We start from the raw sequence: 12,981 nt of genomic DNA on the forward strand, positions 1-12,981 counted from the left end.
TGGTCCGGCCCGCACACCCCAGCGCATCTGACGTGCGCATCCGCGCATATTAACCGCCAGGTTTTGAGCTTCATGTCAGGCGAATGTCACCATTCGGTCGCAACTTCAACTGCCGCCTGACACAGGCTCCCCGCCCCGTCTCCGATCACGTGCGGGCACCGCTCGCTCGAAGGCTCCGGTCACTTGAGGGCACTGCCCGCCTTCCACTCCTTCCAACCCATGTTCCACCCGCCGAGGCCATTGTCCGGAGCGACCTGTTTGTCGTTGCTGTGCACGACCTCGACGACGTCCCCGACGAGGCTGCGGTCGAAGAACCACCCGGCCGGGGTGTCCGAGCTCCCGCCCTTCACATCGCGCAGACCCACGCACCCGTGGCTGACGTTGACGCGTCCGGGGGCGGTCGGCGCCCAGTAGTTGCCGTGCAGGAAGGTGCCGGAGTCGGTGAGCTTCATGGCGTGCGGGACGTCGGGGATGTCGTACTCGCCGCCGAAGCCGACCGTGCGGCTGTTCATACGGGTCACCTCCAGCATCTCCATGACCACCATTTTCCCGTTGTACGTGGTCTTCCCGGGGGCGCCCGCGGTGATCGGCACGGTGGCCAGCAGGTCGCCGTCGCGCCGCACCTCCATCGTGTGCCTGGCGGCGTCGACGAGGGAGGCCTGGCTGCGGCCGACGGTGAAGGAGAACGTCTTGTACTGGAGGCCGTAGACGCCCTTCGCCCCTTCCACGTCCCGCAGGCGCAGCGAGACGGTGACCTGGGTGCCGGGTTTCCAGTAGGTCTCGGGGCGGAGGTCGAGACGGGCCTTGCCGAACCAGTGCGGGCGGATCTCGACGGCGGGTTTCGCGGTGACGTGGATCGCGCGCTCGACGGCGGCCCGGTTCTCGATCTCCCGGTTGAAACCGAGGGAGACGATCATCCCGGTGCCGACGGTGGCGCGGTTCTCCGGAGTGACGTAGGAGATGAACCGTTCGTCGGGGACGTAGGTCGTGAACGTGGTGTGCCGGGCGGAGCGGCGGCCGTGGCCGTCGAGGGCGACCGCGTCGACGGTGTACGCGGCGGCGAGTGCGAGCCGTCCGTCCTCGGGTTCCCAGCGCAGTCCGTCGTCGGAGATGTGGCCCGGGACGGGACTGTCCTGGGCGTCCTGCTCCTTCACGACCTGCACGGACTCCAGGCGCCCGCTGGGCACCCGGACCACGAGCCGCTGGTCCGGTTTGACTCCTTTGCTGGCGTCCTCGGGCGAGATCCGGATCACATCCTCGGGCGCCGGTGCCTTGCCGAAGATCTCGTCGATACCGCTCCCGCCCGAGCCGTCCGAAGTACAGCCGGCGGCTCCGGCCAGCAGTCCTGCCCATGTCAGTACGGCGGCCAGTGCGAACCCTGCGCGTCGCGCGCGCCCTTGTGCATGCCTCACGGGGTGCCCAACGAGCGGGCACGCTCCGGGGAAACGTGAGTGCGACCCAAGCTCTGGGCAGAACAGTGGGGAGAACGACATGACAAGGGACCGTGACCGGGACGCCGCGCCCCCTTCACCTCGTCGTTCCATGAGCCGCAGGAGGCCGGACGGTGTCGAGCGCAGCCGAGCAGGAGGCCGTGCAGGAGGAGCGCGTCGACGACGGCGTGCCGATGGAGCGATCCGTCGTCGAGACGGCCGTGCCGTCGCCACGCGCCGCGCCCGTCCTGAACGGCGCCCCGCACACGGGGCCGCCGGTGCCCGTGTGGCCGGGGACGCCGATGCCGTTGGGGGCCCGGTTCCGGGTCGGCCCGGACGGGGTGGCGGGCACCAACTTCGCGCTGTGGGCGGGGGGTGCGGAGGCGGTCGAGCTGTGCCTGTTCGACGCGGAGGGCGTAGAGATCAAGGTCCCGCTCACCGAGCTGACGCACGAGATCTGGCACGGCTTCCTGCCGCACGTCATGCCGGGACAGCGCTACGGCTTCCGGGTGCACGGCCGCTGGGACCCGTGGACCGGCGCCCGCTGGAACCCGGCGAAGCTGCTCCTCGACCCCTACGCCCGTGCGGTGGACGGCGAGTTCGGGCTGCCGCCCGAGGTGTACGCGCACGTCCGTGACTGGCCGCAGCAGCAGGTCGCGGACACCGTGCGCGACGACCGCGACTCCGCGCCCCACGTCCCGAAGGGCGTCGTAGTCCACGACGACACCACCGACGACGAGTGGATGGACGACCGCCGCCCGAAGACACCGTGGGCGGACTCGGTCATCTACGAACTCCACGTCGGCGGCTTCACCAAGCTGCACCCCGGCATACCCGAGGAACTCCGGGGCACCTACGCCGGGTTGGCGCACCCTGCGGCGATCGAGCACCTGGTGAAGCTGGGCGTGACGGCCGTGGAGCTGCTGCCCGTCCACCAGTTCGCGCACGAGGACCATCTGCTGCGCAAGGGCCTGAAGAACTACTGGGGTTACAACTCGATCGGCTACTTCGCCCCGCACGCGGGCTACGCGGCGACCGGCACGGCGGGCCAACAGGTCGGCGAGTTCAAGCGGATGGTGCGGGCCCTGCACGAGGCCGGGATCGAGGTCATCCTCGACGTGGTCTACAACCACACGGCGGAGGCGGGCGAGTTGGGCCCGATGCTGTCGTTGAAGGGCATCGACAACCGCGGCTACTACCGACTCCAGAGCGACGCCCGCCGCTACGCGGACTACACCGGCTGCGGCAACACCCTGCACGTCGTCCAGCCGCACGTGCTCCGGCTCATCACCGACTCCCTGCGCTACTGGGTCACCGAGATGGGCGTCGACGGCTTCCGCTTCGACCTCGCCGCCGCGCTGGCCCGCTCGATGCACGACGTCGACATGCTGTCCCCGTTCCTCGCGGTGATCGCTCAGGACCCGGTCCTACGGCGGGTGAAGCTGATCGCCGAGCCGTGGGACGTCGGCTCGGGCGGCTACCAGGTCGGCGCGTTCCCACCGCTGTGGACGGAGTGGAACGACCGTTACCGCAACGCCGTCCGGGACTTCTGGCGGGGCGCGCTGCCGGACGTACGGGACCTCGGGTACCGCCTGTCGGGCTCCAGCGACCTGTACGCGTGGGGAGGCCGCCGCCCCTACGCCTCGGTCAACTTCATCACGGCGCACGACGGTTACACCCTGCGGGACCTGGTGTCGTACGAGCGCAAGCACAACGAGGCCAACGGCGAGGGCAATCGGGACGGCACCGACGACAACCGCTCCTGGAACTGCGGGGTCGAGGGCGAGACCGACGACGAGCGGGTGAAGGCGCTGCGGCGACGGCAGTTGAGGAACCTCCTCACCACCCTCCTGCTCTCCACGGGTGTGCCGATGCTGGTCGCGGGTGACGAGCTGGGGCGGACGCAGCGGGGCAGCAACAACGCCTACTGCCAGGACAACGAGATCAGTTGGGTGGACTGGGGCCTGCGGGAGGACCCCGGCTGGCGGGCGCTGACCGATCTCACCGCCCGGCTGATCGACCTGCGCCACCGCCACCCGGTGCTGCGCCGCCGGGCGTTCTTCTCCGGGCGGGCCCATTCGGCGGACGGCATAAGGGACTTGGCCTGGTTCACCGCGCGCGGCACGGAGATGACGGAACGGGACTGGTACGCGCCTGCCGCCACCCTCGGCATGTACCTCTCGGGCCGGGACATCCCCGGCCGCGACGAACGCGGCGCCCCGATCGTCGACGACAGCTTCCTCGCCGTCCTGCACGCGGGGCACCGGCCGGTGAGCTTCGTGCTGCCGGGGCCGCCGTGGGCGGAGCGGTACGAGGTGGTCGTCGACACGTCACGGGAGGAGCAGGGGGAGGCGCCGGGGGTGGTGCACCGTGCGGGGACGGCGATCACGGTGCCGGCCAGGGCTGTGCTGTTGCTGAAGGTGGGCTGAGAGGCGGCTGAGGGACGACCGGGGTCGCGGCCGGGGTGACGTTTCAGGTCCGTGAACTCCGGGGCTGATGGCTGGGCTTGGGGCGGGCCCGGTGATCACATGGAGGGCGCCCCCCACGGCTTCCGCCCGCTCCCGCCGTCTTCCCCACAAGGACCTCGCATGCCCGAGATATCCCGCCGCGCCTTCGGCGGCCTGGTCGGCGGCGGTGCCGTCACCGCCGTCGCCGGTACGGCCACCACCGCCGAGGCCGCCGGATCCGCCCCCGCCGAGCGCCCCTTCAAGGCCCGCCCCGCCACCTCCGGCAAGCGTCCCAACCTCCTCGTCATCCTCGGCGACGACCTCGGCTGGGCCGACCTCTCCTCCTACGGCGCCCCGCACATCAGGACGCCGAACCTGGACCGGCTGGCCCGGCAGGGGGTGCGCTTCACCGACGCGTACTCGGGGTCGGCGACCTGCTCCCCGACCCGGTTCAGCCTGTACACCGGGCGCTATCCGGGCCGTACGCCAGGCGGGTTGGCCGAGCCGATCGCCAACAGGACGCAGGGGCTCGACCCGAGCCACCCCACTCTCGCCTCCCTGTTGAAGAAGGCGGGCTACTCCACCGCCCTCATCGGCAAGTGGCACTGCGGCTGGCTGCCCGACTACAGCCCCACGAAGTCGGGTTGGGACGAGTTCTTCGGCAACCACGGGGGCGTGCTGGAGTACTTCTCCAAGCTCGGCCAGCTCGGCGACTACGACCTCTACGAGGGCGACGCGACCTACAAGGACCTGCGCTACTACACCCAGGTGCTGACCGAGCGGGCCGTGGAGTACGTCGGCCGCGAGCACCACCAGCCCTGGCTGCTGAACCTCAACTTCACCACCCCGCACTGGCCTTGGCTCGCGGAGGGCGACGAGGACACCGGCGCCGGGATCGCCGCGAAGATCCGGGCGGCCACGACCCCGGCCGGCATCACCGCCGCGCTGCTGCACAACGACGGCGGGTCGGTCGAGAAGTACACGGAGATGGTCGAGAGCCTCGACGCGGCCGTCGGCGAGGTGCTGGCCGCGCTGCGCCGGTCCGGGCAGGAGGAGAACACGCTGGTGTACTTCGCCAGCGACAACGGCGGTGAACGCTGGTCGTACCTCTGGCCGTTGAGCGGTGAGAAGTCCTCCCTGCTGGAGGGCGGCATCCGGGTCCCGACGATCGTCCGCTGGCCGCACCGCGTCGACGGCAACCAGGTCAGCCACGAGCCGAACTTCTCCCCCGACTGGACGGCGACCTTCCTGGAGCTGGCCGGTGCCCGCCCCGACCCGGCGTACCCCCTGGACGGCACCAGCCTCGCGGGCTATCTCCTGAAGGGCGAACAGCCGCCCGAGCGGGAGCTGTTCTGGCGGGTGCGGGCCAACCGGGCGCTGCGGCGCGGTGATTGGAAGTACTACCAGGACGCGGCCGGGGCCGATCACCTCTATCACCTGTCCGCGGACAACCGCGAGCAGGCCGATCTCGCCCCGGACAGGCCGGAGTTGCTCGCCGAGCTGAAGGCGGCCTGGGAGAGGACGAACGCCGGGCTGCTGCCGTATCCGGCCGCCTAGGAGCTGCCCGTCAGCCGAGAATCCCCCGGTCGTACGCCACCGCCACGGCGGCCGCGCGGTCCTTGACGCCCAACTTGCCGTACAGGTGGGTGAGATGGGTCTTCACGGTCGCCTCGCTGATGAAGAGTTCGCGGGCGATCTCGCGGTTGGAGGTGCCCTTGGCGACCAGGGCCAGGACCTCGCGTTCGCGGGCGGAGAGCGGTTCGTTGCCCGGGGACTGGGGGCTGCGGACCGCGGAGACCAGGCGGGAGGCGACGGCGGGCGAGAGGACCGTGCGGCCTTCCGCCGCCCCACGGACGGCGGTGAAGAGTTCGTCGCGCGGGGCGTCCTTCAGCAGGTAACCCGTCGCGCCCGCCTCGATCGCGGGGAGCGTGTCGGAGTCGGTGTCGTACGTCGTCAGGACGAGCACCTTCGCGCGGGCTGAGCGGCGGGTCAGCTCGCGGATGGCGTCGACTCCCCCGCCGCCCGGCATGCGCAGGTCCATCAGGATGACGTCCGGGTCGAGGGCGGCGGCCCGCTCCACGGCCTCGACGCCGTTGGACGCCTCGCCCAGGACGCGGAATCCGGGCGCGGACTCGAACATGCCGCGCAGACCGTCCCGTACGACGGGATGGTCGTCGACGATCAACAGGGAGATCAGCAACTCGTCACTCATGGCGGACCAACGGTACGCGAGCCGACAGGGCCGTGCCGTGCCCCGGCTCGGTCTCGATCGCGAGGGAGCCCGCGATGCGCTCGGCGCGGGCGCGCATACCGTCGAGGCCGAAGCCGCCGGTGCGGGTGCGGTCGGGAAGGGCGAGCGGGTCGAAACCCCGGCCGTCGTCGCGGATGTCGAGGATGACGTCCTCGCCGAGGAAGGAGAGGGTCACGCCGACGCGGGTGGCCCGGGCGTGCCGGGCCGCGTTCGACAGGGCCTCCTGGGCGATGCGCAGCAGGGTCGCGGAGACCTCGTCGTGGAGGTGCTCGGTGATGCCGGTGACGGTGAACTCGGCGCGGACTCCGGTGCGTTCGCCCCACTCCGCGACCGTGTTCTTCAGTGCCTCGGGCAGTCCGTCGTTCTCCAGGGCCATGGGGGCGAGGTTCTGCACGGACCGGCGGGCCTCGCCGAGGCTGTGCCGGGCGAGGTTGGAGGCGCGGTCGAGGTGGGTGCGGGCGGTCGCCAAGTCGGGTGCGTTCGCCACGACTTGGAGCTGGGCGATGATGCCGGTCAGGCCCTGCGCGATGGTGTCGTGGATCTCGGCCGCCAGCCGCCTCCGCTCGTCCGCGACCCCGGCCTCCCTTGCCTGGACGAGGAGTTGGGCGTGCAGCGCGGCGTTCTCGTCGAGGGCCTGCTGGAGCGCGGTGTTGGTGCGTTCGAGTTCGGCGATGGTCTCGTTGCGCTCGTGGGACCGCAGCGTCTCCTGCTGGGTGAGATGCGCGATCGCCATCTGAAGGCCGGAGTTGGCGGCCACGAGCGCCACGAAGAGCACCCATTGCAGCCCGCTCCCGAGCGGCAGCCCACCCGCCTGCGCACCGGCCACGGTGACCGCGCTCGCGAACAGCCCCACCCGCTGCGCCACCGTGCCCGGGATCAGTTCGTCGGCGTCCATGAAGCCGGAGGCGGCGTAGAACGCGAAGAACGGGTCGATCCAGGTGAGGGCGAAGCCGATGGCCCAGCGGACGACGTAGTACGCCGTCCCCGCCCGCGACGGGGTCCGGCCGCGGCCGGGACGGCGGGAACGGGTGCCGTGCCACCACAGCTGGAGGACGAGCGCGGCGCCGGCCAGACCCCAGCCGGTCCACCACTCGGCGGCGGTGTAGTCGAACAGACCGGAGGAGGCGAGCGCGAGGACGACACTGATACCGAGCAGCCCGTACGGCCCCCATGTGTGCAGCTGCTCCCAGCGCCGCTCGATCTGCCCGTCCCTGGTGGTCATCTCCCCAGTCTGCACGGCTGTTCCCCCTACTCCCAGCGGAACCAGCGCGAGGCGCCGGCCGTCAGCAGTACGGTCCACGCGACCAGTACGCCCAGGTGGGTCCAGCCCGGCCAGTTCCCGGCCGCCGCCCGGTTGAGGGCCTCGGCGGCGGCGCCGAACGGGGTGTAGCCGACGATGCGGGCCATGACGTCCGGCATGGAGTTCACGGGGATCCACACGCCCGCGCAGAACATCATCGGGAAGAACACCGCCGACCCGATCGCACCGGCGATCTTCGTGGTCCGGGACAGCGCGGAGACCACCGCGCCCAGCGCGAGCGCGGCCAGGACGGCGAGGACCAGGGCGAGGAGGTAGCCGCCGGGCTGCTTCGGCAGGCGTACGTCGAAGGCGAGGCGGCCGACGATCAGCGCGCACAGGGCGGACGCGAGGGCGGCCGTGCCGTAGACGACCATCTGGGCGGCGAGCAGGGCGGTGGGCCGGACCGGGGTGGCGGACATGCGGCGGAGGATGCCGCGTTCGCGGTAGCCGGTGAGGTTCTGCGGCATGGACTGGAGCGCGCCGACGATCATGCCGAGCAGGACGGTGACCGGGACGTACACGTCGATGGTGCGCAGGCCGCCCAGGTCGGCCTCGTGGTGGCGGAAGCCCGGGATGGAGCCCAGGATCACCAGCAGCAGGGTCGGGAACAGCAGGATCCAGAAGAGGGCGCCCGGTTCACGGCGGAAGAGCCTCAACTCGGTGCGCAGGACTGCGGTGTTCATGCGGAGACCTCCGTCAGGTCCAGGAACGCGTCGTCCAACGTGGCGTCGGAGACCCGGAGTTGGTGGGCGGTGATGTGGTTGCGGGCGAGCAGCGTGATGACGGCGTTGACGGTCTCGTCGGAGCCGGAGAGCGTGATCCGGCCGTCCTTGCGGGCCACGGACGTGAGCGCGGGCAGCGCGTTCAGGTCACCGTCGTCCAGCGACGCCGAGGGCGTGAAGCTGATGACGGTGGAGCCCGCCGAGCGCCGGATCAACCCGTCCGGGGTGTCCAGGGCGGCCACCCGCCCCCTGTCGATCACGGCGATCCGGTCGCACAGCCGCTGCGCCTCCTCCATGAAGTGCGTGACCAGCAGGACGGTGACCCCGCTCGCCCGCACGTCCTCGATGAGCTGCCAGGTGTCACGGCGGGCGCGCGGGTCGAGGCCGGTGGTCAGTTCGTCGAGGACGACGACCTTGGGGTCGCCGATCAGCGCGAGCGCGATGAACAGACGCTGCTTCTGGCCGCCGGACAGCTTCGCGAACCGGGTGGTGAGCTTGGCGGTCAGCCCGAGGCGTTCGGCGAGGGGCCGCCAGTCGGCGGGGTGCGGATAGAAGGACGCGTACAGCTCCAGCGCCTCGCGGACGGTGAGCTTGGCCTGGAGCTCGCTCTCCTGGAGCTGGGCGCCGAGGACCCGCGCGACCTCCGCGTGGTCGGCGACGGGGTCGAGGCCGGCGACCCGGACCCGGCCCGCGTCGGGGACGCGCAGGCCCTCGACGCACTCGACGGTGGTGGTCTTGCCGGCGCCGTTCGGGCCGAGGATCCCGAAGATCTCGCCCTCCTCGACGGCGAACGAGACCCCGTCCACGACGGCCCGGCCGCCGTAGGACTTCCGTAGTGCGGTGACTTCGATGACTGGTGTGGCTGGCATGTTCCGAGGGTCCCGCCGGGGCCGGGCCGGGCACATCGGCCATCGCGCTCGACCGGACATCAACCGATCGGTTGATGCCCCGCTACGACCCCCTGGTCGGCCAAAACTCGGTGGGCACTGTCAGTGGTGGTCCGTAGGCTCGCCCGTGATGACCACGACACCCGCCTCCGCCGAGGACCACCCCGACCGGTCCGCCGTCCGCACCCTGCTGCGGCTGTGGCCGTACGTCCGCCCCGTGCGGGTACGGCTGTTCGCCGCGGCCGGGGTCGCCGTCGTCGCGTCCTGTACGGGGCTGGTGTTCCCGCTCGTCCTGAAGTGGATGGTGGACGGACCGGTCGCCGACCGGGACACGGCGGGCGTGTGGCTCGGGGCGCTGTACCTGCTGCTGCTCGGGATCGCGGAGGCGGGACTGTTCGGGCTGCGGCGCTGGCTGGTCGCGCGCCCGTTGTCACATGTCGAGGCGGAGATGCGGGCGGATCTGTACCGGCATCTCCAGCGCCTGCCGGTGTCCTTCCACGACAGATGGCCATCGGGCCAGCTCCTCTCCCGGGGCACCACAGACCTGATGCTGCTCCGGATGTTCCTCGCCTTCCCCCTGACGTTCCTGCTGGTCAACGCCGTGACGATCCTGGTCGGCGTGATCATCATGCTGCTCCAGGACTGGACGCTGGGGCTGGTCATCCTGGGTCCCGCCGTGCCGGTGATCGTCATGTGCGTGGTCTTCGAGCAGCGGTACGCGCATGTGGCGCGCCTCGCGCAGGACCAGGTCGGCGACCTGACGACGGTCGTCGAGGAGAGCGTGCTCGGCATCCGCATCATCAAGGGCTTCGGCCGTCACCGCAGCCAGGCCCGCGCCTTCCGCGAACTCTCCCGCACCCTGCGCGGCACCGAACTCCGCAAGGCCCGACTCCTCGCCACGATCTGGGGCGTCATCGTCACCCTCCCCGAACTGGCCCTCGGGGCGACCCTGGTCCTGGGCACGGTGCAGGTCGCGGACGGGAACCTGTCGGCGGGCACGCTGGTGGCGTTTCTTTCGACGGCGCTCGCGTTGCGCTGGCCGGTGGAGTCGATCGGCTTCCTGCTCGCGATGAGCCAGGAGGCGGCGACGGCGACGGAGCGCTACTTCGAGGTGATGGACGAGAACCAGGAGGAGGAAGCACCCTCAGGGGTCGCGCCCCAAAGGGGCGCGGGGAACGGCGCGCTCAGCCCCCACGAACCGGCACCCGAAAACGACGGCATCCGTTTCTCCTCCGTCTCCTTCCGCTACCCCGACGCCCCGGCCGATTCCCCACCCACCCTCGACCGCATAGACCTGCACATCAGATCCGGCGAGTCCATGGCCCTGGTAGGCGCGACCGGCACCGGCAAGACCACACTCACCGCCCTCGTCCCCCGCCTCCACGAGGTGACCTCCGGCCAGATCACACTGGACGGCAAGGACATCACGGCCATGCCCCGCCAAACGCTGCGCGCCATGGTGGCCGTGGCCTTCGAGGAACCGACGTTGTTCTCGGCAGGCGTCGGGGAGAACGTACTCATGGGAGCCGAAGAGGGCGCGGGACAACCGGAGTTGGAGCACGCACTGGCGGTCGCACAGGCCGACTTCGTGCACACCCTCCCCCAGGGCACGGACACCCAGGTAGGCGAACAGGGCCTGAGCCTCTCCGGCGGCCAGCGCCAACGCCTCGCACTGGCAAGGGCGGTGGTGGGCAAACCCCGTTTCCTGGTCCTCGACGACCCGCTCTCCGCGCTGGACGTCCACACCGAGGCGGCCGTCGAAGCAGCCCTCCGCCAAGTCCTGGCCGACACAACGGCGTTGATCGTGGCCCACCGCCCGTCCACGGTCCTCCTCGCCGACCGCGTGGCCCTGCTGTCCGACGGCCGCATCACGGCGGTCGGCACCCACCAGGAACTCCTGCGGACGAACGCGGAGTACGCGTACCTGATGTCGGGCGCCGAGCGCCCCAAAGGTGCGCGGGGCAGTATCGATATGCGGCTCCGCCGCGGGGCGCGACCAGCCCCCACCGGCCCGCAGACACAGAACCACCCAGTCGGTGAGCAGGAGGACGCACGATGACCGCCCCGACCACCTCCGCACCGCCCACCGACCCGGACGACACCCCCGAACCCCCGCCTCCGCACAAGCCCGCCGCAGGCGACCCCTTCGACCACGACGACCTGCCCACTCCCCCGGGCGCGACCGCCACCCTCCTGCGTTCCCTGCTCGCCCCGATGAAGGCACGGGTCACGTTCACCACGCTCCTCCTGCTGCTCCAGCAGGCGGCCGTACAGGTGGGCCCGCTCCTGGTGGCGTACGCCATCGACCGGGCGGTGCCCGCGTTCCGCGATCACGACCGCGGCCCGCTGATCGCCGTCGGGGTGGGCTACCTGCTCTGCGCGCTGATCTCCGGCGGACTCCAGTACGCGTTCATCGGCGCCTCCGCCCGCGTCAACCAGGACGTGCTGCTCGATCTGCGCGGCCGTATCTTCCGGCACGCGCAGGCGCTCAGCATCGACTTCCACGAGCGGTACACGTCCGGCCGGCTCATCTCCCGTTCCACCACGGACATCGAGGCCCTGCGCGAACTGCTCAGCGAGGGGCTCCAGGAGCTGATCACGGTCGTCCTGTCGTTCGTGTACATCTCGGCGATGCTGCTCTGGCTGGACCTGGGTCTCGGCGCGGTCGCGGTGGCGTCCTTCGTGCCGTTGTACCTGCTGGTGCGGATCTACCAGCGGCGCGCGGTGCGGGTGTACGGGGTCCGCTCCACGGCGATCGCGCGCGTGATCGTGAAGTTCGTCGAGACGATGAACGGCATCCGCCCGGTCCGCGCGTTCCGCCGCGAGGACGTGAACGACGCCGACTTCCGGGTCCTCAACCGACGGCACGAACGGTCCAACGGCGACGCCCTGTTGGAGATGGCCCGCTATGTCACCGGCTCCCGCCTGGTCGCCAACACGGCCGTCGCGGTGATCGTCCTGTGGGGCGCGACCCGGGTCGCGGACGGCTCACTGGAACTGGGCGTACTGGCCGCCGCGGTGCTGTATCTGCGGCGGCTCTACGACCCGATCGACCGGCTCGGCATGTTCCTCAACTCGTACCAGTCGGCCGCGGCTTCCCTGGAGAAGATCGCGGGCCTGCTGGCCCAGACCCCGTCGGTCCCCGAACCCTCAACCCCTGTCCAGCTCCCGGCACTTGAGTCGGAGCAGCCCGGCCGCGAGGTCGTCTTCGACGGCGTCCGCTTCGCCTACCGCACCGGCGGCGAGGTCCTGCCCGTCTTCGACCTCACCCTCCCCGCCGGCCAGACCGTCGCCGTCGTCGGCTCCACCGGCGCCGGCAAGTCCACCCTGGCCAAGCTGCTGGCCCGGTTCTACGACCCCTCGGACGGGCGGGTCCTGCTCGACGGGGTCGATCTGCGCGAGCTGTCCGTGCCCGAACTGCGGCGCGGGGTGGTGATGGTGACGCAGGAGGCGTTCCTGTTCTCCGGCACGGTCGCCGAGAACATCGCGATCGGCCGCCCGGACGCACCGCGTGAGGAGATCGAGCGGGCGGCGAAGGCTATCGGCGCGCACGACTTCATCAGCGCGCTGCCCGACGGCTACGACACGGACGTACGCAAGCGGGGTGGCCGTATCTCGGCGGGTCAGCGCCAACTCGTCGCGTTCGCGCGGGCGTTGCTGGCCGACCCCGCCGTCCTGATCCTCGACGAGGCGACCAGTTCGCTCGACGTCCCGGGCGAACAGGCCGTACAGCGCGCCATGTCGACGGTCCTGCGCGGCCGTACGGCGGTGGTGATCGCGCACCGGCTGTCCACGGTCGAGATCGCGGACCGGGTGCTGGTCATGGAACACGGCCGGGTCGTCGAGGACGGCACCCCGGCCGAACTGATCGCGGGCACCGGCCGGTTCTCGGATCTGCACCGGGCGTGGCGGGACAGCCTGGCGTGAGCGCGGGGTCCGCAGTC

General features: G+C 71.0%; 9 protein-coding genes. 4 read left to right on the plus strand and 5 right to left on the minus strand.

Features of this window, described 5'->3' with window-relative positions:
- Positions 1–179: 179 nt before the first annotated feature.
- On the minus strand, positions 180–1,412 hold the full coding sequence (locus OG714_RS17085; RefSeq protein ID WP_406121920.1) for an Ig-like domain-containing protein: 1,233 nt from the start codon (positions 1,410–1,412) through the stop codon (positions 180–182).
- Between the two features lie 152 nt (positions 1,413–1,564).
- Between OG714_RS17085 and glgX the strand changes: the two genes are divergently transcribed.
- Positions 1,565–3,859 carry a glycogen debranching protein GlgX gene (glgX, locus tag OG714_RS17090; protein WP_406121921.1) on the plus strand — a complete coding sequence of 765 codons (2,295 nt, stop codon included), beginning with the start codon at positions 1,565–1,567 and terminating at the stop codon, positions 3,857–3,859.
- A 159-nt stretch (positions 3,860–4,018) separates the two neighbouring features.
- Entirely contained in the window at positions 4,019–5,434 is a 1,416-nt protein-coding gene (locus OG714_RS17095) for a sulfatase (protein WP_406121923.1), read from the plus strand.
- 10 nt (positions 5,435–5,444) lie between these two features.
- On the opposite strand, the gene OG714_RS17100 is transcribed toward OG714_RS17095, so the two are convergent.
- The 4 genes from OG714_RS17100 to OG714_RS17115 are packed head-to-tail and all read right to left on the minus strand — an operon-like array spanning position 5,445 to position 9,019.
- A complete protein-coding gene (locus OG714_RS17100) occupies positions 5,445–6,089 on the minus strand; it encodes a response regulator (protein WP_406121925.1) in 645 nt (214 codons plus the stop codon).
- Positions 6,082–7,350, minus strand: coding sequence for a sensor histidine kinase (locus tag OG714_RS17105; protein ID WP_406121926.1), 1,269 nt, complete (start codon positions 7,348–7,350; stop codon positions 6,082–6,084). The genes OG714_RS17100 and OG714_RS17105 overlap by 8 nt, the downstream gene beginning before the upstream one ends.
- 26 nt (positions 7,351–7,376) lie before the next feature.
- The gene (locus tag OG714_RS17110) at positions 7,377–8,111 is read right to left on the minus strand and encodes an ABC transporter permease (protein ID WP_406121928.1); all 735 of its coding nucleotides are present in this window, start codon (positions 8,109–8,111) and stop codon (positions 7,377–7,379) included.
- Positions 8,108–9,019 (minus strand): ATP-binding cassette domain-containing protein, encoded by a 912-nt coding sequence (locus OG714_RS17115; RefSeq protein WP_406121929.1) that lies wholly within the window; start codon positions 9,017–9,019, stop codon positions 8,108–8,110. The genes OG714_RS17110 and OG714_RS17115 overlap by 4 nt, the downstream gene beginning before the upstream one ends.
- Positions 9,020–9,167: 148 nt before the next feature.
- Here OG714_RS17115 and OG714_RS17120 point away from each other — a divergent pair, with 148 nt between their 5' ends.
- Together OG714_RS17120 and OG714_RS17125 are read left to right on the plus strand one after the other, a co-directional pair.
- Positions 9,168–11,096, plus strand: a complete 1,929-nt coding sequence (locus tag OG714_RS17120) for an ABC transporter ATP-binding protein (protein WP_406121931.1) — start codon at positions 9,168–9,170, stop codon at positions 11,094–11,096.
- Positions 11,093–12,964 carry an ABC transporter ATP-binding protein gene (locus tag OG714_RS17125; protein ID WP_406121933.1) on the plus strand — a complete coding sequence of 624 codons (1,872 nt, stop codon included), beginning with the start codon at positions 11,093–11,095 and terminating at the stop codon, positions 12,962–12,964. Before OG714_RS17120 ends, OG714_RS17125 begins: the two co-directional genes overlap by 4 nt.
- The last annotated feature ends 17 nt before the right edge of the window (positions 12,965–12,981 follow it).

Origin of the sequence: Streptomyces sp. NBC_00989 (assembly GCF_045162655.1) — a bacterium.
Classification (GTDB): Bacteria; Actinomycetota; Actinomycetes; order Streptomycetales; family Streptomycetaceae; genus Streptomyces.

Coding starts and splice junctions, on each gene's coding strand:
- OG714_RS17105 (WP_406121926.1), bottom strand. CDS start 7,350: ATGACCACCAGGGACGGGCAGATCGAGCGGCGCTGGGAGCAGCTGCAC.
- OG714_RS17125 (WP_406121933.1), top strand. CDS start 11,093: ATGACCGCCCCGACCACCTCCGCACCGCCCACCGACCCGGACGACACC.
- OG714_RS17100 (WP_406121925.1), bottom strand. CDS start 6,089: ATGAGTGACGAGTTGCTGATCTCCCTGTTGATCGTCGACGACCATCCC.
- OG714_RS17110 (WP_406121928.1), bottom strand. CDS start 8,111: ATGAACACCGCAGTCCTGCGCACCGAGTTGAGGCTCTTCCGCCGTGAA.
- OG714_RS17115 (WP_406121929.1), bottom strand. CDS start 9,019: ATGCCAGCCACACCAGTCATCGAAGTCACCGCACTACGGAAGTCCTAC.
- OG714_RS17095 (WP_406121923.1), top strand. CDS start 4,019: ATGCCCGAGATATCCCGCCGCGCCTTCGGCGGCCTGGTCGGCGGCGGT.
- OG714_RS17120 (WP_406121931.1), top strand. CDS start 9,168: ATGACCACGACACCCGCCTCCGCCGAGGACCACCCCGACCGGTCCGCC.